Below are 19,569 nucleotides of genomic sequence, written 5' to 3'. Positions count from 1 at the left end.
TTATTTTCGGTCCACACTGAACTTGCCGGGCCCCAACAGGGAAATGGACACAAAGGCCGCCAGGTACATCAAGGCCTTTTCCTTGGAGCCAAAGGGGTCGTCTGCATGCACAATGAAGGCGGCCACCGCCATGGTGATCGCGACCGGGATGGCGGCCCAACGGGTCTTAAAGCCAATGATGACCAGAATGGGACATACAAACTCCGTGACCACGGCAAGGAATAGGGAAGGGGCCTCACCAATGCCCAAGGGATTGGGAAATTCAAAATTTCCCGCAATGAGTTTTTGTAGTTTTGGGTAGCCGTGCGCCAACATCATGGCAGACATGCTCACTCGCAATAAGGCTAGGCCAAGGTCTTTGAGTAGGGGGTTTTTCATCATCAATTGTTTAACACGTCATAAAAGTAGCCAATTTTATTTGCTTTTGAGCAGTTTTTTCAATGCCAGCACAAGGGTATCGCAATTCTCTTTGGAAAAGGAGAGGGGCGGCTTAATTTTTAAGACGTTGTCATAAGGGCCATCCGTACTGAGCAGTATGTGTTTTTCACGCAGTCCGTTTTTTATGAAGGCGGCCCGGGCCGTATCGGGTTGGCCTTGGCGGTTCAGGATTTCCACGCCCAAGAACAGGCCGGCTCCACGGATGTCCGCCAATTCGGGGAAGTCTTTGGCAAGTTGGCCCAGCTGCGCCTTTAAATGGTTTCCGGTGTCCAATGCGTGCTGTTGCAACTGTTCCTCCTCGATCACCTGAAGCACGGCCTGCCCCACCGCACAGCTTACGGGATTGCCGCCAAAGGAGCTGAAGAACTCGGGGCCTTCCTCAAAGCTGCGCGCTATGGCGTCCGTGGTAATGACGGCTCCAATGGGGTGGCCGTTCCCCATGGGTTTCCCAATGATCACCATATCGGGCACCACGTTCAACATTTCGAAGCCCCAAAAATGGCTGCCCAACCTGCCAAAGCCCACCTGTACCTCATCGCTGATGCAAATACCCCCTTGCGCCCTTATTTTGGGATACAGCTGTTCCAGGTACTCCTTTGGAAGGGGAACCTGCCCACCACAGCCTATGATGGGTTCTGCGATAAAGGCGGCCAGCTGGTCCTTGTGCTGCTCCATGCGCGCCAAGGCCATCTTGGCAAAATGCCGCCCGGCGCTCCCATCGTCCGCGTATCCTGAACCGAATGCCTTGGGCATGGGAACTTCCACAATGGCCCTTTGCTTTCCGGTACCGCCCTTTTGGTGGTATTTGTAATGGCTAATGTCTATGCCCAACCTGGTATTGCCGTGGTAGCCATGCTCCATGACCATTATTTTTTTCTGTTGGGTGTGGTACTGCGCCATTCTTATGGCAAGGTCACTGGCCGCACTGCCGGAGTTTACCAAGAACACCTTGTTCAAGGGTTCGGGGAACTTGGCCAAAAGCGCCTCTGCATAGTCCAGTAGCTCGTTGTACAGATAGCGGGTATTTGTGTTGAGACGGGCCATGGTGCGCTGCGAGGCCTGCACCACGGTGGGGTGGCAATGCCCGGACAACATGATGTTGTTGTAGGCATCGAGGAAGGTGTTTCCCTCTGCGTCGTACATGTATTGAAAGGCCGATCGCACCATGGGTATGGGCCGGCGGTAGCTCAGGGAGAGCGAACTGCTAAAGCTGCGGTTTCTACGTGCCAATTGTTGCCCCAGCGGGGCAGTGGGAAACTTGGAAAAGCCGGCCGCCTTCCGAAACCTGTCCCTTGCCCGTAATGGGTTTATGGTGAGCCACTTGCGCAAAAGGGCCCAGGCCGGTTTCTCACTCACGGTCACATAGGCAGAATCCGGTTTTAGGGACTTGGCGTGGGCGGCGTTGCAGACCGTGGTGCACAGGCGGGCGGCAATGAGGTAATACAGCAGGTTCAGCTCTTGCTCCAACAAAGGGAATTGTTCATGATATCCTTGAACAATGGGCAGGGCAACGTTCAGGGGATCTTCCTTTCCCATCATCATATAGGGCAGGGCCACGGCCAGCTCATTGATGATCCAGGTGTGGCACATGTCCCCAAAATCGATAATGCCGGTGACCACCTTTCCGTTGGTGAGCACGTTCCATTCGTTGCCGTCGTTGTGAATGATGCCTTTTCTGAGCTCTTGGGCAAAGGGGTGTACCTGCTCTTGATACTGCATGAAAAAATATTCCACCAAATGCCGATCCTTGGCCAGGGCTATTTTGGGCAGGAATTTTCGGTTGCGCTCAAAATATTGTAGGTCCCACTGGGATTGGTGCGCCCGTATGCCGGCATGGTACGCCCCAACGGTACGTTGGTCCATTTTTCCCAAAAAGGTGCCCAGGGAGCGGAGCAGTTTTGGCGTGTGTTCCACATCGCCCAAAAAAGAACCCTCCACAAAGGTGAGCAGTCTGTAAATACATTCGTCCTGCACCAGGGCGGGCTTACCGTCTGCACAGGGCACAACGCTCGGAAAGGCCATGCCGTCCAGCCCCTGCAGGGATGCCAGTATCTTGTTTTCGCCTTGGAGCAGCTCCAGGGCAGCTTCTGTAAAAGGGTATCGCTTCAGCACAAAAATCCCCTTGGGGCCTATGACCTTGGTGTTGCTGCTGTCATAACCCTCCATGTCCAAAAGTTCCGCGACCTCCAGTTGGTAGTGCCTTTTGAGCAGGTTCCTGAGTTGCGCGTTCGATCGTTTTACCATACGTGCTAACTTACAAGAAAAAAACAAATGAAAAAAGTGCGTTTTGGGCAATACCCTGGGATGATGTGGCAGGCTCAAAGTGCTGAAGGCCCTGGGGCGGGCAGGGCTGCCATAAATTTGGCATAGGCTGTCTTTCCTTTTTTACTGACGTATGGGACACCTATGAAAAAGGCCCCTTTGCGCAAGACGGCGGGCCCAAGGGAAAGGCTTATCTCAATTTTGGGTATTCCCGTGGGTTGGACTCGTGCATCATGGCATAGACTTTTTCAAACACATCTTCTACGTTGGGCTTGGAGAAATAGTCCCCATCGGTTCCGTAGGCCGGTCTGTGCGCTTTGGCGCTAAGGGTCTGTGGGGCGCTGTCCAGATATTGGTAACCGCCTTGCTTCTCCACCACTTCGTGGAGCAGGTAGGCAGAGCATCCTCCTGGGACATCCTCGTCCACCACCAATAATCTATTGGTTTTTTTTAGGCTTTTTACCGTATCCTTGGCCGTATCGAACGGGAGCAGTGTCTGGGCATCCACCACTTCGGCATCAATGCCCACCTCCAAGAGTTCCTTGGCCGCTTGCTGTACAATGCGGAGGGTAGATCCGTAGGAGAGCAGGGTTATGTCCTTTCCGGTTTTTAAGGTTTCCACCACGCCAATGGGGGTGCACAGTTCCCCCAGGTTGTTGGGTTTGGGCTCCTTTAGCCTGTACCCATTTAGGCTTTCTATGACCAGGGCCGGTTCATCGCTCTTTAACAGGGTGTTGTAAAAGCCCGCCGCCTGGGTCATGTTCCTGGGGGCCAGAATGTACATGCCCCGCAAGACGTGGATAAGTCCGCCCATCTCTGATCCGGAATGCCAGATGCCTTCCAGACGATGTCCCCTGGTACGCACGATCAAGGGGGCTTTCTGCTTGCCATAGGTTCTATAGAGCAGGCTGGAGAGGTCGTCCGTCAGGGTGGCCAGGGCATAAAATATATAGTCCAGATATTGTATTTCGGCTATGGGCCTTAGACCGCGAAGGGCCATTCCTATGCCCTGTCCTATGATGGTGGTTTCGCGTATGCCGGTATCTGCCACCCTCAGGGCCCCATACTTTTGCTGCATGCCCTCCAAACCTTGGTTCACATCGCCAATGGCCCCGGTATCTTCCCCAAAAACCAGTGTATTGGGGTATTTATGGAACAGTTGATCAAAATTGTCCCTGAGGATCACACGTCCGTCCACCATTTCCCTGTTGGCGTCATACGTGGGCGGAACGGCACTTATGTTGGTGGCCGCATTGGGTTGTTCGCTGTACAGGTGGCTGCTGAACTTGGACTGGGATGCGTCCAGGTAGTCATTGGTCCATTCCAAAAGGGCCTCTTTGGCCTGGGTGCTTTCCCCAATAAGGTACCGCAGGGCTTTTCTGGCGGCCACGGCAATGTCCTTTTTTCCGGGCTCCTCCACGGCTATGAGGTCGTTCTTTATTTTTTTTATGAAGTTTTTGTTGAGACTGGCCGCAGCGGCGTTGTCAATGAGCTGCACCACGGTTTTCTTGGCCTGCAGGTGCTCCGATAAATAGGCGGCCCAAGCTTCCTTTTTGGCTTCCCGGACCCTTTTTTTTATGTCTTTTTCCAGTTGGTCCAACTCTTCCTGCGTGGCTATCTTGGAAGCCAAGATCCACTCCTTGAATCGCTTGTTGCAATCGTGTTCCCGTTCCCATTCCAAACGAGCGCCATCTTTGTAACGTTCGTGGGAACCCGAGGTGGAGTGCCCTTGGGGCTGGGTGAGCTCGGTCACGTGGATCACCACGGGCACGTGTTCTTGGCGGGCAATGTCAGAGGCATTGTCATAGGCGTGCATCAGTGCGGTATAGTCCCATCCCTGCACTTTTAGGATCTCAAAGCCGGGTTCGTCCTCCTTGCGCTGAAACCCTCCCAATATCTTGGAAATGTCCTCTTTTGTGGTATGGTGCCTTGCCGGCACCGAAATCCCAAACTCATCGTCCCAGATACTGATCACCATGGGCACCTGGAGCACCCCGGCCGCATTGATGGTCTCCCAGAACATGCCCTCACTGGTGCTGGCGTTCCCTATGGTTCCCCAGGCCACCTCGTTTCCGTTCACCGAAAATTTTGAGCTGTCCAGGTCCGGAAGCTCCCTGTATATTTTGGAGGCCTGTGCCAAGCCCAACAGCCTGGGCATCTGGCCCGCGGTACAGGAAATGTCCGCACTGCTGTTTTTTTGTTTGGTCAGGTCCCTCCAACTCCCGTCCTCATTGAGGCTGTAGGTGCCAAAATGGCCTCCCATCTGCCTGCCCGCGCTCATGGGTTCCTTGGAAATGTCCGTTGTGGCGTACAGCCCATGGAAAAAAGCCTGTGGGCTCAATTTTCCTATGGCCATCATGAAGGTTTGGTCTCGGTAGTATCCGCTTCGGAAATCGCCATCTTCAAAGGCACGCGCCATGGCCAGTTGCGGAAGTTCCTTCCCGTCTCCAAAAATACCGAACTTGGCCTTTCCCGTAAGCACTTCCTTGCGGCCCATAAGGCTGCAGGTGCGACTCAGAAAGGCAATTTCGTAGTCCTGGATGATCTGCGCACGAAAATCCTCAAAGGAGATGTCATTACTGGTTTTGGAAGAAACGTTCATTTCGGGTCGTTTCCACAAAAATACCGAAACTAAAGGACTATTGCAATACCCGAGATGTAATTTTATTTAAAGATATGACAACTTTAAGGGGTGTTTGGTAAACATATTTTAAATAAATGATAAAATAACCCTTGTTCATTATCAATATGTTAAAGTTCTAAAAGTGATTGGTGTGCATTGTCCTTAAAACGATGGGAGTGGTCTGCACCGGTGCCGTGGCCAAAGCTTAAGGCGGGCGTATATCCCGAAAAACGGACCGGCCCTATTTTTTTATTGGGCTACCCTGCAAGGGTTTCCGCGGGTTGTATGCCTCCTTGGGCCAACGTGAAGCCAATGGTCCGGCGCCAAGGGGCCTAGAACCATTGCCTGGTAAAGAGACCGGTCAGGGTGCGCGGGCTCACGGTGATGATGAAACGGATGCGTTCTCCGTAGTTGGGCTGTGCAATTTCCCAACCGTTGTTGGAATGTACCGGGAAGTAGAGTTCAAAGAAATCGGTCACCAGATTAAGGCGAATGCCGGAATCATAGACGAACTTTTCTTTTGCCCCCTTGTTCTTTACCAAGCCGATGTCCCCGTACAATTCGATCCATCGCCAGAGGTTAAAGCTCACATTGGCGGTACTGAGCCAATTGTCCGAAAACCGGTATTGTTCATCCAAAAAGGATTTGAAGCCGCCCTCGGCAATGATCAGTTGCTGACTGTAGATGCCGGACTCTTCCGATCGGCCCAGGTACCCATAGTCAAAAAGATAATCCGTGGGGCGGTCCAGGGCAAAGCTGAAGAAATCACTATCGGTATTGTTGCTCAGAAATTTACCGGCAAAGAACCGGATGTTGAGCTGCCTGTTGCTCTCAAAGAGTTTTCGGTATTCGTACTCAAAGGCCAGTTTGCTAAAGTTTCCGGCCAATTGAAAGTCCACCGACCAGGACCTATAGTCCAATATGTGGTTGTCCCTATTGGTGTAGCGGGCATTGAACACGCTGTAATCGGGGTTTTCGGAATCATTGGCCAGGCCCTGCAGGCTGGGGTCAAAATCCCGGAAGATGTTCACCCATCTAAACCGTAGGAACTCCCGTTTGTTCGATATCAGGTCTGCGGGCCTAAAGCCAAAGAGCACAGAGGGGGTAACGGAGGTGTAGCGGGAATTTACGTTAAAGTGGGAGGTGGAGGCGCCCAGGGCGTAATTGGACACGTAAAGGCCGCTTTTGTTCAGATATTTACGGTAATTGAATCCGGCAGACCCCACCAGTGTTTTCTCCCGAAACGAGTAGGAGGGGGCAATATCGAACACAAAGGGGCGCTCCAGCAGGGTCTTGTTGTAGAGCCGCATTACCGGTGCCCAGCCGTCATAGATGTTAAAATTGAGCGCGGGCACATAGAACACCTGGTTGTAGTAAGGGTTCTCGGAATCCTTGAAAAAGGTGAACTTCAGTTTTTTGTTGCTCGATAGAAAGCCGCCCAGGGATTTCCAATTGTCCCTTTGGTTGAACTCGGGTATTTTTTGGTTGTAGTTCAACACCAAACGATCCTCTTCCTGGTTGGGTATGGTAAAGGTCTCCTCCAGGGCAATGTCCTGGAACCAATATTTGGAGACCACGGAATCGTTCCTTAGGCCGTACATGGAAATGGGCACATTGGTGCCCTTTTTGTTTTTTATGGTCACCCGTAGGCTGTCCTCTGTCTTCCTGGCCTTCTTTATTTTGTAGTCGATCCGCTTGTCCGTGGAGATGTAATCGTCAAAAAACCAATTGATGTCCTTTTGGGTGGACCTTTTCAAAATCGACTTAAAATCCTGCTGTTTTACATCATTGCGCTGGTAGTACTTGTAAAAGGTCTTTATGCTCTCGGCCACTTTTTCATCCCCTATATAATCCGCCAGATAGGCCAACCCCAAACCGGCCTTGTATTTATTGGCTATTTTTTGGTTGAATTTGATCAGGGAATCATTGGGCGTGCTCAGGGCCTGGTCCAGGTTTTGCCTTGCCGTGAGGTTGTACAGGAAGGAATACTGGTCATTGAAGTCCATTTTGGCCAGGTTAAAGCTTCGAAGTCCCCATATCTTTGAAAGATTGCCCAACAGCTTCTGGTCCGGATAGTATTTTTCCACATAGGCGATCATGATGTAGTTGGCAATGGCACTGTTTATCCACTGCTCTTTTCTGGGATTTAGAAAAAGGGTCTCCCTTAAAATACTGTTCAGGGCCGTTTTAAGGAACTTCATTTCAAACTGAAATTGCTTTTCGTAGGGCCTTATGAACGCCGGCAGCTGGTTAATGCCATAAAGGGGGTCTTTTTGGTAGTCAAGGTTGCTCACCAGTACCTTTGCGTGCGGATAGTCCCCTAAGTTTTCGTGGATAAAATTGGCGATCTTTGTTTTGGAAAGCGCCTGTTCTATGGGGTCATAGCGCGCCTCGGTCAGGTCTGTCACAAAGGTCATGTGCGGTGTGGTGTGCGTTCTGAACAGGTCTTCCTTCCTGAGCAGCACCTCGGCACTTTTTCTGTCCTTTCCCACCAATTTGGCCACTTTGCCACTGCTGGGGGGATCGGTGGCCACCTTGTCAAAGTTAGAGGTTAGGAACAGGTCTTCCGGATAGTTCAGGATAATTTCCGTGTCGGTGATTTCCGTGTAGAGGTCCTCCAGGTTTTTGTTGGAGTACAAGTGCCACTTACCGTCATAGACGGCGGGCGTAAGGTACCAGTCCTTGAGGTAGATGTTGCCCTTGTTGTCATAGCCGTAAGGGGTGTACTTGTTGGGCGGCAGTTGGATCTTATAGGTAATGTATATCTTCGTGTAGGCATCTGGGGCCAGTGGCTTGTTCAGTCTTACCTTAATGATGTCCCCGGCACTGGTGCGTTCCCATTGCAGTCCGGTGTAGTCCTCGCCCACGGTGCTCACAATGGTGGTGTAGCCGCGTTCTTCCTTTTTGGCCAGGTGCAGGCTTCTTTTAAATTCTTGGCCAAAGCGCTTGGCCAAGGCGGTGTTCTTACTGGCATAGGCGTTGGCCCAGTCATTGAAATAAATGAGCCCCAAGCTGTACGGACTGTTGTTGTGGTACACAAATTCCTGGGAAACATCCAATTCGTTGGCCAGCGCGTTCAGGGTGGCCCTTATTTTTATTTCATTCTGGCCCACAGCGCAGAAGGGCAGCAAGGCGCAGAGCACAAAAAGCGCCCAGAGCTTTGCAATATGTTGTTTTTTTGTTGCCAAAATCAGAAATTGGGGCTCATGGTATGGCCGCGATAGAACTCATCAATGATGTGCACCACTTCCTCCGGGGTGTCCACCAACTTGATCAGGTCAATGTCTTCGGGGCTTATGGTCATCCCGGTGATCATGGTGTTCTTGATCCAATCCAATAAGCCGCTCCAATAGTCGCTGCCCACCAAAACAATGGGGAATTTGCCTATTTTGTGTGTTTGTATCAGGGTTATGGCCTCAAAGAGCTCATCCAGGGTCCCGAAGCCGCCGGGCATCACCACAAAACCCTGGGAATACTTCACGAACATGACCTTACGGACAAAAAAGTAGTCGAAATCCAGGCTTTTGTCGGGGTCTATCCAAGGGTTGTCATGTTGCTCAAAGGGCAGGTCAATGTTGAGCCCCACCGAGGTGCCCCCGGCTTTGTTGGCCCCCTTGTTGCCCGCTTCCATAATGCCCGGGCCGCCCCCGGTGATCACCCCGTAACCGCTCTTGGCCAAGGCCTCGGCGACATCCACGGCCATCTTGTAGTAGGGCTGGTCCGGTTTGGTCCTTGCCGATCCAAAAATGGAAACGCAGGGGCCAATTTGGCTCATCCGCTCAAACCCGTTCACAAATTCGCCCATGATCTTAAAGATGGCCCACGAATCGTTTGTCTTGATCTCGTTCCATCCCTTGTGGTGTTTTTCTGATCTCATCCAGTTTTATTTAGCGCCTAAATTTAGGTCGATTCCAGTTCTTTCCTCAAAAACTTTGCCGTATGGCTCTTTTTATCTTTGGAAACCTCTTCTGGGGTGCCCTGGGCCACCAATTGCCCCCCGGACCGCCCCCCCTCATATCCAATATCTATGATGTGGTCTACCATTTTCACCACGTCCAGGTTGTGCTCTATGATGAGTACGGTATTCCCTTTGTCCACCAATTTGTTCAAAACTTCCATCAAAACCCTAATATCTTCAAAATGAAGCCCCGTTGTGGGTTCGTCCAGGATGTAAAAGGTGTTGCCCGTGTCCCTCTTGCTGAGCTCGGTGGCCAGTTTAATGCGCTGTGCCTCGCCCCCGCTCAGCGTGGTGGATTGCTGCCCCAGCGAAATATAGCCCAGTCCCACATCTTGTATGGTCTTTAGTTTCCGGTATATTTTGGGGATGGGCTCAAAGAACTCCACTGCCTCGTCCATGGTCATCTCCAGCACATCGGCAATGGATTTGCCCTTGTACCGGATCTCCAGGGTTTCCCGGTTAAATCGTTTGCCGTTGCAGGTTTCGCAGGATACGTGCACATCGGGCAAGAAGTTCATTTCAATGACACGCAGCCCGCCTCCTTGGCAGGTCTCGCAACGCCCGCCCTTTACATTGAAACTGAACCTGCCGGGCTTGTACCCCCGGATGGCGGCCTCGGGCGTCTTGGTAAAGAGCGCGCGTATTTCACTGAAGACGCCAGTGTAGGTGGCCGGGTTGGACCTTGGTGTCCTTCCAATGGGAGATTGGTTAATGTCTATGACCTTGTCCACATGTTGCAGACCGCTGATCTTCTTGTAGGGCATGGGCTTTTTAACGCCATTGAAGTAATGGGCGTTCATGATGGGGTAGAGGGTCTCGTTGATCAAAGTGGATTTTCCGCTGCCGGAAACCCCGGTGACCCCGATCATCTTGCCCAAGGGAAAACTAACGCTAATGTTCTTGAGGTTGTTTCCCGTACAGCCGCTCAAGGTTATTTTCTTGCCGTTTCCCTTTCTCCGTTTTTTGGGAACGGCAATGCGCTTGGCGCCCGTAATGTAGTCTGCCGTTAGGGTGTGGTGGTGCTTAAGGTCTTCTGGAGGTCCTTCACTGATGATCTCGCCGCCGTGCCTTCCGGCTTTTGGTCCAATGTCTATCACATGGTCCGCACATTCGATCATGTCCCGATCGTGTTCCACCACAATAACGGAGTTGCCCAGGTCTCGCAAGGATTCCAGGGAACGGATCAGGCGGGCATTGTCCCTTTGGTGAAGCCCAATGCTGGGCTCGTCCAAAATGTACAGCACGCCCACCAATTGCGATCCTATCTGCGTGGCCAGGCGTATGCGCTGTGCCTCGCCCCCGGAAAGGCTTTTGGAGCTGCGGTTCAGGGACAGATAGTCCAGTCCCACATCCAACAAAAACTGTATGCGCGTCTTTATTTCCTTTAATATTTCCTCCGCGATCTTAAATTGGTTGGTAGTTAGTTTGCTGCCCAGGCCCTCAAAAAAATGGGCCAGCTGGGTAATGTCCATATGGGCCAGTTGGGCTATGTTCTGGTTGTCCAGTTTAAAATAGAGCGACTCCTTGCGCAAGCGGGCCCCTTCGCATTCCGGACAGCGCACTTTGTCCATATATTCCTTGGCCCATCTCTTTATGGATGTGGTCTCCGCCGTTCGGAACTGGCTCTTTATAAAGTTGGATATGCCCTCGTAGTCAATGTTGTAGGTTCTTTTGACCCCCAGCGTCTTGGAATCCACGGAAAAGCGTTCCTGACCTCCGTAGAGCAGTACGTCCATGGCCTCCTTGGGTATTTTTTCAATGGGGTCCGTGAGCTTAAAGCCATAACGCTGGCCAATGGTCTCTATTTGTTTGAACGCCCAGGACTTTTTATAGGGTCCCAACGGGGCTATGCCGCCCTTTTGTATCGATTGCCTTTTGTCGGGAAAGATCTTTCCGTTGTTCACCTCGTACACATGCCCCAGGCCGCTGCAGTTTTGGCACATGCCCTTGGGCGAGTTAAAGGAAAAGGTATTGGGCTCGGGCGTGGGGTAGGAGATGCCCGTGCTGGGGCACATCAGGTCCCGACTGAAGTACCGCGGCTCTTCCGCGCCCTCTTCCAAGACCATCAAAACATTGTCCCCGCTGTACATGGCGGTGTTGATGGTTTCGGAGAGCCGTTTGTCCAGTTCCTGGTCTTGGGCCACCTTGAGACGGTCTATGACGATCTCAATATCGTGCACCTTGTACCGGTCCACCTTCATGCCCTTTACAATGTCGGTGATTTCCCCGTCAATGCGCACCTTGACAAAGCCCTGTTTTCCAATTTGCTCAAAGAGTTCGCGATAGTGCCCTTTTCTGGACTTGATCACCGGCGCCAGTACATTTATCTTTTTTCCTTGAAAGGAGGTCATGATCAGTTCCTTGATCTGCTCATCACTGTAGCTCACCATTTTTTCACCGGTGTTGTAGCTGTGGGCATCGGCGGCCCGGGCGTAGAGCAGCCGCAGAAAATCGTAGATCTCGGTAATGGTGCCCACGGTGGACCGGGGCGATTTTGAGGTGGTCTTCTGCTCAATGGCAATTACGGGCGAAAGACCGTCTATCTTGTCCACATCGGGGCGTTCCAGACCGCCCAAGAACTGGCGGGCATAGGCCGAAAAAGTCTCAATGTAGCGGCGTTGGCCCTCGGCATAGATGGTATCAAAGGCCAAAGAGGATTTCCCGCTGCCGGAAAGGCCGGTGATCACCACCAGTTTTTCCCGTGGAATGGTCACATCCAGATTTTTAAGGTTGTGCACGCGGGCACCCTTGACCTCAATATTCTCCTCGTATTTGATCATTTGTCCATAGCAAGGGTGCAAAAGTACAATAATGGCTTGGAACAGGGAACCCAAGAAGCTCGCCCAATTTAAAATATTGTCTTAAATTGACCCCAAGTTCAGCCTAAACCAATGTGCCCGGTGAGAAACCCTTTTGTAACCCTATCTTTCATTGTTTTCCTGTTGATGGGCCTTTGCGGGGCCACGGCCCAGACCCGGGTCATTGTGGACGCGGATACCGGCAACGAAGTGGACGACCTTTTTGCCCTTGCCCGGATCTTGATGGAGCCCGGTGTGGACGTCATTGCGCTCAATGCCGCCCATTGGCAGACCAGCCACTGGACCGAGCCGCGGTCCATGGAGAACAGCCACAGGCTCAACCAACAACTACTGGGGGAAATGGGCCTCTCGGTGCCCACCTTTCGCGGGGCTCCGGCCCGAATGTACGATTGGGGAGACCGTGCCCAACATTCTGCCGCTACCTACCAGATCATGGAGCGGGCGGGCAAGTTGAAAAATGGGGAAAAGCTGACCATCTTGGTATTGGGTGCCCTCACCAATGTGGCATCGGCCCTTTTCTTAAAGCCCGAACTGGACAAAAAACTAAAGGTATATTGGCTGGGAAGCACCATGGATTTTAACAAAGGGGTCTTGAAGCGAAACGATTTCAACAGCCTTATGGACCCCTTTGCCCTGGACCTGATGTTGGAATCCGATACCGAAATGTACGTCATGCCCATCAATGTGGCCAGTGCCCTTACCATTGAGCGGGAGCAGATGGCACAGGAAATAGGGATGCTGCCCTTGGGCCGTTTTTTAATGGACCGTTGGCAGCGCCATATTGATGGGGGAAGAAAAGACAGGGTGCTGTGGGACTTGGGGCTCATTGCCGCCTTTTTGAGGCCGGAACTTGCCCAGACCACCGTGGTAAAGACCTCACGGGACAGCGGAGATCGAAACATTACCTTCTACAAACAAATTGATGCAAAGGAAATCTATCAAGATTTTTACCAAACCCTAAAGGCTTCCAACACGGATTAGGAGACCCCTGGGCAGTGCACGCAACTCAGCTATGGCCAACAAGACCAAGTATCGGGAAATCATGGGGTACATCAAGGAGCGCATCCAAACGGGGAATTATGCCGTGGGCAGTTTCCTGCCCTCGGAAAACGAGCTCTGCCAGCAGTTCAATACCACCCGGACCACGGTAAGGCGCGCACTGGAAGAACTGTTGCGCGAGGGATTCATACAAAAGGAGCACGGGCGCGGGAGCAAGGTACTGGAGCGCAGCAAGTCTTTGGGATTGCTCACGGTAAAGGGCTTTTCCGGTGCCATTGACTATGATGTGAACACCGTCATTTCCGTGCCACCGAACATCACCTCCTGGCCAACTATGCGGTCCTTTGCCTTGTCCGATACCGAAGAGGCGTCCGACTGTGTGTATTTTCAACGCATTCGCAACATTAACGGAAAGCCTGTGGTGGTGGAGGACAATTGGTATGCGGCCTCCGTGTTGGAGCCCATTGACGCGGCCGATTTTGTGGAGGGCTCGTTCTTTAAGACCTTGAGCCAAAAACACCTCATAGAGATCATGGGGGCAGAACAGGAGTTACGGGCCATAACGGCCACTGCGGAACTGGCCAAAAAGTTGCAAGTGGCGGTGAACAGTCCCATTCTGCACATTACCGTGCGCTTCCGGACCAGCCTACCAGAACTGAACCTGTACGGTGCCCTCTACTGTACCACCACGGAATATCCCATAAGAAACAGTTATTCTGTTTGATGGTTTTGCCAGCACGTGCAAAGCCGTGCCCTGCCGGGGAGGACCTAAAATGGGCAGACTCCTATCCAGCTTCGTCCTTGTGCCAGGGCATCAACCCTTTGTGGGGGGTGCAAAGGCATACAAATGTGCAGGGTTTTTATAAAAAATGTTCTCAAAATAGGCTTCCATTCCCTTCGACTTTAAGAAGGTGGGCAGCGTTTCGATCAAATAGCCAAGTCCGGGCGCCCCGCCATAGCTCTTCCAATAGGCGTTTTTTGCCATGTCCATGCCCATGGTGATCTGGTCTGGAAACGCCGGCAATAAATGTTCCAGCAGGGTAAGGGTGTGGTTTTCCTCCCCCTTCAATGCCCATCTAAAGGTACTGTCGTACTCCAGGCGGACACCCGTCTCCAAAACGGCCCTGTTGTATCCCACGTCCTTGGCCCGATCCACGTGGGAAAGCACCACATGATCCAATTTGGCCCCAAGCCTTTCAAAAAGAAGGGCCTGCTCCAAGGCCTGTTTTCCAAAATTGGTGTGCGTGAGAATGGGTGCGCCCGTTTCCAAATGGGCGTTTACCACCGCTCTGAAGATGAGCTCTTGGTGTGGGGTAAAGGCCTCGTTCCCGGTGGCCAATTTAATGAGTCCGGCCCTATGCTCGGTACGTTGCACCACGGGGCCAGAATAATCAAACCGGTCAATGCCCTCTTCAATATCGGCAATGAACAACCGGGTCAACCGATCTTCGGAAAGGGTGTACCGCCAATGGTTTTGGGGGTAGTACATTTCTAGGTGAATGCCCGTTGGCACAATGATGTTTACCTTGCTGGAGCGGCTCACCCGTGCCGAGAGCAAAACGTTTCTCCCGCTGTTCGCCGGCATCGTATCTACCACCGTGCGCCCGCCAAGCTCGTAAAAATCCGTTAGCTCCGTGCTTATTTTTTCGGCATCGTTCAGTAAAAACTCGGGGTGTTTGGCCGTGACATAGCAGTCGTCTATGACAATATGTTCATGGGCATAGGTGAGCCCCATCCGGCTAATGGGAACATCGCCCAATACGGTCCTGCAAAATCTTGTTTTCATCGGGTGGGCCTTGTGTTGTTTAAACTTGTTCTTTATTAACATTTTGTAGAAGGCGCTGCTTTGCCGGGAGGAGGACCCAGTGCTTCACCACTTCTTTATGAAGTCTTCTTTTGTCCTGTGCCATAGGTTCATTGTTGCCCTTTTCCATTGTTGCCCCATCCATTCCTGGAGGTGTCCGCCGTCTTTTTTGGCAATTCCAGTATGGCCCCCATCTTTACCAACGCTTCCCTGAGGGCATCCGTGTTCAATTGGTTTGCCGCCATATCCCCGTTCAGCGAAAGCACGGCGGCCAGGCCCGCAGCTTGGCCCATACTCATGGTCTGCGCCATGGAACGGCAGGAGGCGTGCGCGTCATGCGTGGCGGAGAAGCAGCGCCCCACCACCCATACGGTACGGCTGTCCTTGGGGACTATGGTGCCGTAGGGAACGCCATAGACCCCGCCCTTGGGCACATATTGCCAAAAGGTTTCCGATGCCCCGTCGTCCGATTTTCTGTGGTCCTCTATGGGCGCACCGCAGAGAAAAATGTCATCCTTGAACCTTCTGGCGTTCATACAGTCTTCCTTGGTTAGCCGGTATTCCCCATAGACGCGCCGGGTTTCCCTGACACCGATCTGGTGGCTGAGCCCAATGATTTTCGAATTTCCATATCCGGGCACCATGTCGCGGAAGAAGTCTTCAAAGGCAAAGGCCTGTTTTCTGCCCTCCATTTCGGCCTGGGTAAGGCTTTTCTCGCCCAGGGCATCATGGTCCACCACCTTTACCGCCACGGTGGAAATGCATTTGGGCTGGCACATTTCATGCGCGGATCCTTCCTTTCTGGGCAGCCCGTGGGTGCCGGCATCAAAGGAGGTCGCCATTTTTTGTTTCAACATCTCCTTGCCACCGGCTTTTTCAAATTGGTCCAAGTCCACATTGGCCATCCGGAAGGTGGTGGTCATGCTCTGTGCGGGTTCCTTTTCCCCCGCTTTTTCATAGGGCAGACCCGCCCAGTGGCAAAAGTCGGCATCCCCGGAGGCGTCTATGACCCGTTTTGCGGCGATGGCAAAAAAACCGATGCCCTTGTGGAAGAAAATACAGTTGCTGGTCTCTCCCAAGGATTCCACCCCCACTAGGGAGGTATGGTAATACAGATTGATGCCATTTTTCTGAAAGTACTGGTCCCAGACCAATTTCAGGCGTTCTGGATTATAGTTCACGCCCGTGCCCGCCCCGTAGGTGTTTGGTCTTAGGAACACATCTCCGGTGGCATTCAAAGCGTTCACGATTGTATCCGGGATGCCGCCCACAATTTTCTTGGGCGCGTCAGACGGGGTGAAAAACCCATAAAACGTGTCCAGCATTTGCGTAGCGGTACCTCCCGGGAATCCGTAGCGTTCCACCAAGGTCACCCTGTGTTTGCCCGAGGCCGCGGCTATGGCCGCTGTGGCCCCGGCACTGCCGCTGCCAATGACAAGAATGTCCGTGGTCAAGGTTTTTGCCAGTGTGGTGCTAAAGTGCATGCCCATCTTCTTTTGGGCCCACGTTGGCGTATAGTTTTGCCATGAGGTGGGCGTGTTCGTCATAGGCAGATTCAAACAGCTCCACGGCACGGTTCTCTCCCACGATCTTGCCGCTGCTGAGCACCTTGGGCGTTTTTCCATTTTGGTGCAAGATGTTGGCCACCTCCGCCTTGATACAGTTTATGAGCATGACACCGCCCAAGGTAGATCCGGGGGCCACTGGGGCGTCCATACCATTTAAATAGATCATGGCATCGCCCAAGGGTGCGCCCGTGTCCAGGACATGATCGGCAAAGTCGGTGAGCTTTTTGCCGTCTGCCTTTTTGGAGGTGCTGCCCTCCAAGTGCAGCTTGCTCACCAGGGCCACCACTTTGATTTTGCGCTTTTGAAACTCGTGGGCCATTTCTATGGGCACCACATTGCAGCCACTGGAAGAGACCACAAGGGCGGCATCTTGGGTAGAGGTGTCGAAATTCCTTAAAATGCGGGAGGCGAGGCCGGGCACGTTTTCCAAGAACATGGCCTGTCTTTGACCGTTGGCGCCCACCACCAAATTGTGAAAGGAGAGGGAAAGCTCCACAATGGGGTTGAACCCGGGAAAGGAACCGTAGCGCGGCCACATTTCCTCTACCAACATCCGGCTGTGGCCCGACCCGAACAAATGTACCATGCGCCCTTTTAAAATGGATGTTGCAAAGCATTGGGCCACTTCCTTTATCACTGGTTCCTGGGCTTTTACCGAGGCCAAAATGTCCTGGCTCTTTTTTAAGTATTCTTGTGTGACACTCATATTTTTAGGTTGTTTTTTGCAAAATGGGCGGCGCCCGTTGCTCCTGCGAGGCCCCCCAATTTTGCCAGTTTTATTTCTACTTTTGCGCCCCCTGGCCGCCACTCGTAGGAAGCCATTGCTTTTTTTAGGGGGGTCAGGAGGTGTTGTCCCGCACCTGCGGCAATACCGCCGCCCAGTACAATGACCTCAGGGGCAATGATGTTGGTGAGACTGGCAAGGGCCACTGCAAGGGCATCCACGGAAGTCAACCAACATTGTGTTGCCTTTTCATCCCCTTGGGCAAAGGCCGATACCAGGTCTTTGGTGCTCCCAAACCGACCTTCTGTGCGCTGGGCCACCGAATAATTTCCAATGGCGTCCTCCAGACTACCGGGCATGTTGGTCATGGTGGGCGCGCCGTACATGTTCACCGTGGCATGGCCCAAATGGCCCGCACGCTGCAAATGCCCTTGGTAGAGCTTGCCGTTGAGCACCAGGCCTCCGCCCACGCCCGTGCCCAGGGTCAGCATCATGAAATGTTGTATGCCCAAGGGTTTGTAATGGGCCTCATATTCCGCCAGACAGGCCGCGTGGCCGTCGTTCAGTACCGTTACGGGCATTCCCAAGGTCTTGGACCAATCATGCCCTTCCAGCCCCTGGAGCCGTTTGGGCATGTGCAAGATCATGGTGTTTTTATCATTGGCCAGTCCCGGGGCAGAGAGGCCAAGGGAAGGGGCCGGTGCGCCCTTGGAGGTTTGCCTGTGCACCATTTCCCCCATTAAACGGCTTATTTTTGCTTTCCAGGCCCCGGCAGACGTGTCCCCATCATCGGTAGGCATGCGCCCTTTGTCCAAGAGGTCCCCTTGGTCGTTCAACAGCACCCATTTTATCTGGGTACCGCCCACATCCACCCCCAAATACGTTTTGCTCATGGGGTAGGGGCGTTGTATTGGCCTTCGCTCAAACACCACCCCCCGTCCACGGCCAACACCTGGCCGGTAATGAACTTGGAATCTGGGTGAAGGAACATGAGCACGGCGTTGTCAATGTCTTCGGAATGGCCCGGCCTGCCACCATCCAGGGGCTGTTTGGTCCTTAAAAAGGATAAAATGGCCCCATCCTTGGCGGCGCGTTGGGCCATGGGGGTGATAAAGAGGCTGGGGGCCAAGACGTTTACGCGGATGTTGTCCTTGGCATAATGGGCGGCAATGGAGGTTGAAAACCCCACAATGGCCGCCTTGGCCGCGGCATAGGCGTGGGTGGTAAAGTACCTGGGACTGGGGGAGAACCCCAATACCGAGCCCATGTTAAGGATGCTGCCCCCTTTGCCCCGTTCCTTAAAATAATTGACCATGGCCTTATTGGAAAGCATGATGGAAGTAAGGTTGAGTTCCAAGGTCTTGTTCCAACCCTCCAAGGTCATTTGGTCCAAGGGGCCATCGCCCCATTTTCTGCCACTGCCCCCCGCCACATGAAAAAGGCCATCCAAAGCACCGAAGGCTTTCAAGGCCATTTCCATGGCGCCATCGACTGTTTTGGGATCCGTGGCGTCCCCACAGTAAAAAATACTTCCTGGCCCCAAGGTTTCTTGCGCCAGTTTACAACTGTCCATGCTCCTGCCCACCACCGCCACGTTGGCGCCGGCGCGCTTTAGGGCCAGGGCAGCCGAAAGGCCCATCCCCGTGGTGCCCCCCATGATGAGGTAAGAGGTGTTCTTAAAATCCATATGCGCTGTTTTTTTTGTAGTGGTTTGGTGCCACAACGGGCCCGTGCTCCGGTTGTCGTTTGTATTTTTGGTTTAGGCGAACATTTGGGTTGGCCATGGTGCCCCATATCATCTTGCTGTTAAAGGGCCCAAACCTTGTCCCCGTTCCCGTGGGGAACACAGCCTTCGTAGCGTCCGGGCACGGGTAGGTACTCCCGCGCTTGGGTCATCCCGATCTCAGAGGTAAAATATCCGGTTAGCGTAAGTCCTTTCAAAACATCGAAAAAGTGGGGAGGGGCCTCCGGTACTTCCGCATTTCTTTCCTTGTGGGCGGTTGCTTCTTGTTGAAACTCCTTGAGCAATGACAGACGTTCTGTTTTGGACGCTTTTTCAAAGGAGGTCTTTAGGCTTTTGGCCGCCCGCGCATCCAGCAGGTTCAGGCCTTCCAGCAGTATGGCTTGCTCCTCCGGGGGCAAACCGTCTTGGTACATCAACAACAGATACTCCCCAATGCCGGCGGCCCCTGCTCCCGGGGAGGTTGCCGTTGTGGGCAATATGGTTTCCCCTATTTCGGTAAGCAAGGGAAGGTCTTCGGTGCCCAGTGTTGTGCGAAGTCTGGGGGTATGGTCGCAACTTTGCAACAGTCCGGCCGCTGGCAGGCTCCATGCGGCCCCACTGCCTAGGCCCATCAACTTTATGAATTTTTTT

General features: G+C 52.9%; 14 protein-coding genes. 2 read left to right on the top strand and 12 right to left on the bottom strand.

Annotation, left to right across the window (positions count from 1 at the left end; translation table 11 throughout):
* The 6 genes from ACKWCC_RS01370 to uvrA all read right to left on the bottom strand — a co-directional run bounded on the left by ACKWCC_RS01370 (position 1) and on the right by uvrA (position 12,061).
* Positions 1–378 carry a DoxX family protein gene (locus ACKWCC_RS01370; protein ID WP_413994094.1) on the bottom strand — a complete coding sequence of 126 codons (378 nt, stop codon included), beginning with the start codon at positions 376–378 and terminating at the stop codon, positions 1–3.
* A 36-nt stretch (positions 379–414) separates the two neighbouring features.
* Positions 415–2,682: an aminotransferase class III-fold pyridoxal phosphate-dependent enzyme gene (locus ACKWCC_RS01365; protein ID WP_413994093.1), complete on the bottom strand. Its 2,268-nt coding sequence runs from the start codon at positions 2,680–2,682 to the stop codon at positions 415–417.
* A gap of 208 nt (positions 2,683–2,890) precedes the next feature.
* Positions 2,891–5,302, bottom strand: a complete 2,412-nt coding sequence (locus ACKWCC_RS01360) for an alpha-ketoacid dehydrogenase subunit alpha/beta (protein ID WP_413994092.1) — start codon at positions 5,300–5,302, stop codon at positions 2,891–2,893.
* Positions 5,303–5,655: 353 nt separating this feature from the next.
* Positions 5,656–8,511 carry a gluzincin family metallopeptidase gene (locus ACKWCC_RS01355; RefSeq protein WP_413994091.1) on the bottom strand — a complete coding sequence of 952 codons (2,856 nt, stop codon included), beginning with the start codon at positions 8,509–8,511 and terminating at the stop codon, positions 5,656–5,658.
* A 2-nt stretch (positions 8,512–8,513) separates the two neighbouring features.
* Positions 8,514–9,200, bottom strand: coding sequence for an LOG family protein (locus ACKWCC_RS01350; protein WP_413994090.1), 687 nt, complete (start codon positions 9,198–9,200; stop codon positions 8,514–8,516).
* Between the two features lie 23 nt (positions 9,201–9,223).
* Positions 9,224–12,061: an excinuclease ABC subunit UvrA gene (uvrA, locus tag ACKWCC_RS01345; protein ID WP_413994089.1), complete on the bottom strand. Its 2,838-nt coding sequence runs from the start codon at positions 12,059–12,061 to the stop codon at positions 9,224–9,226.
* A 120-nt stretch (positions 12,062–12,181) separates the two neighbouring features.
* Here uvrA and ACKWCC_RS01340 point away from each other — a divergent pair, with 120 nt between their 5' ends.
* Positions 12,182–13,081: a nucleoside hydrolase gene (locus tag ACKWCC_RS01340; protein WP_413994088.1), complete on the top strand. Its 900-nt coding sequence runs from the start codon at positions 12,182–12,184 to the stop codon at positions 13,079–13,081.
* A 31-nt stretch (positions 13,082–13,112) separates the two neighbouring features.
* Complete coding sequence (locus ACKWCC_RS01335) at positions 13,113–13,823, top strand: GntR family transcriptional regulator (protein ID WP_413994087.1); 711 nt, start codon at positions 13,113–13,115, stop codon at positions 13,821–13,823.
* Positions 13,824–13,913: 90 nt separating this feature from the next.
* On the opposite strand, the gene ACKWCC_RS01330 is transcribed toward ACKWCC_RS01335, so the two are convergent.
* The 6 genes from ACKWCC_RS01330 to ACKWCC_RS01305 form a co-directional block, all read right to left on the bottom strand.
* Positions 13,914–14,885 carry a phosphotriesterase family protein gene (locus ACKWCC_RS01330; RefSeq protein WP_413994086.1) on the bottom strand — a complete coding sequence of 324 codons (972 nt, stop codon included), beginning with the start codon at positions 14,883–14,885 and terminating at the stop codon, positions 13,914–13,916.
* 128 nt (positions 14,886–15,013) lie between these two features.
* The gene (locus ACKWCC_RS01325) at positions 15,014–16,387 is read right to left on the bottom strand and encodes an FAD-dependent oxidoreductase (RefSeq protein ID WP_413994085.1); all 1,374 of its coding nucleotides are present in this window, start codon (positions 16,385–16,387) and stop codon (positions 15,014–15,016) included.
* Positions 16,377–17,177, bottom strand: a complete 801-nt coding sequence (locus ACKWCC_RS01320) for a sugar isomerase domain-containing protein (RefSeq protein ID WP_413994084.1) — start codon at positions 17,175–17,177, stop codon at positions 16,377–16,379. Before ACKWCC_RS01320 ends, ACKWCC_RS01325 begins: the two co-directional genes overlap by 11 nt.
* On the bottom strand, positions 17,174–18,088 hold the full coding sequence (locus ACKWCC_RS01315) for an ROK family protein (protein WP_413994083.1): 915 nt from the start codon (positions 18,086–18,088) through the stop codon (positions 17,174–17,176). The genes ACKWCC_RS01320 and ACKWCC_RS01315 overlap by 4 nt, the downstream gene beginning before the upstream one ends.
* Entirely contained in the window at positions 18,085–18,882 is a 798-nt protein-coding gene (locus ACKWCC_RS01310; protein ID WP_413994082.1) for an SDR family NAD(P)-dependent oxidoreductase, read from the bottom strand. The genes ACKWCC_RS01315 and ACKWCC_RS01310 overlap by 4 nt, the downstream gene beginning before the upstream one ends.
* Before the next feature lie 119 nt (positions 18,883–19,001).
* Positions 19,002–19,550, bottom strand: a complete 549-nt coding sequence (locus ACKWCC_RS01305; protein ID WP_413994081.1) for a gluconate 2-dehydrogenase subunit 3 family protein — start codon at positions 19,548–19,550, stop codon at positions 19,002–19,004.
* Between the last annotated feature and the right edge of the window lie 19 nt (positions 19,551–19,569).

It is taken from the genome of Maribacter aquimarinus (assembly GCF_047345505.1).
GTDB lineage: Bacteria > Bacteroidota > Bacteroidia > Flavobacteriales > Flavobacteriaceae > Maribacter.
The sequence above is the reverse complement of the archived record's forward strand: the minus strand, read 5'-3'. Positions and strand labels throughout refer to the sequence as shown.

Excerpts from the sequence above, each read along its gene's own strand:
- ACKWCC_RS01320 (WP_413994084.1), bottom strand. The coding sequence starts at position 17,177 with ATGAGTGTCACACAAGAATACTTAAAAAAGAGCCAGGACATTTTGGCC.
- ACKWCC_RS01350 (WP_413994090.1), bottom strand. The coding sequence starts at position 9,200 with ATGAGATCAGAAAAACACCACAAGGGATGGAACGAGATCAAGACAAAC.
- ACKWCC_RS01305 (WP_413994081.1), bottom strand. The coding sequence starts at position 19,550 with ATGGGCCTAGGCAGTGGGGCCGCATGGAGCCTGCCAGCGGCCGGACTG.
- ACKWCC_RS01315 (WP_413994083.1), bottom strand. The coding sequence starts at position 18,088 with ATGAGCAAAACGTATTTGGGGGTGGATGTGGGCGGTACCCAGATAAAA.
- ACKWCC_RS01310 (WP_413994082.1), bottom strand. The coding sequence starts at position 18,882 with ATGGATTTTAAGAACACCTCTTACCTCATCATGGGGGGCACCACGGGG.
- ACKWCC_RS01330 (WP_413994086.1), bottom strand. The coding sequence starts at position 14,885 with ATGAAAACAAGATTTTGCAGGACCGTATTGGGCGATGTTCCCATTAGC.
- ACKWCC_RS01365 (WP_413994093.1), bottom strand. The coding sequence starts at position 2,682 with ATGGTAAAACGATCGAACGCGCAACTCAGGAACCTGCTCAAAAGGCAC.
- ACKWCC_RS01370 (WP_413994094.1), bottom strand. The coding sequence starts at position 378 with ATGAAAAACCCCCTACTCAAAGACCTTGGCCTAGCCTTATTGCGAGTG.
- ACKWCC_RS01325 (WP_413994085.1), bottom strand. The coding sequence starts at position 16,387 with ATGCACTTTAGCACCACACTGGCAAAAACCTTGACCACGGACATTCTT.
- ACKWCC_RS01360 (WP_413994092.1), bottom strand. The coding sequence starts at position 5,302 with ATGAACGTTTCTTCCAAAACCAGTAATGACATCTCCTTTGAGGATTTT.
- uvrA (WP_413994089.1), bottom strand. The coding sequence starts at position 12,061 with ATGATCAAATACGAGGAGAATATTGAGGTCAAGGGTGCCCGCGTGCAC.
- ACKWCC_RS01335 (WP_413994087.1), top strand. The coding sequence starts at position 13,113 with ATGGCCAACAAGACCAAGTATCGGGAAATCATGGGGTACATCAAGGAG.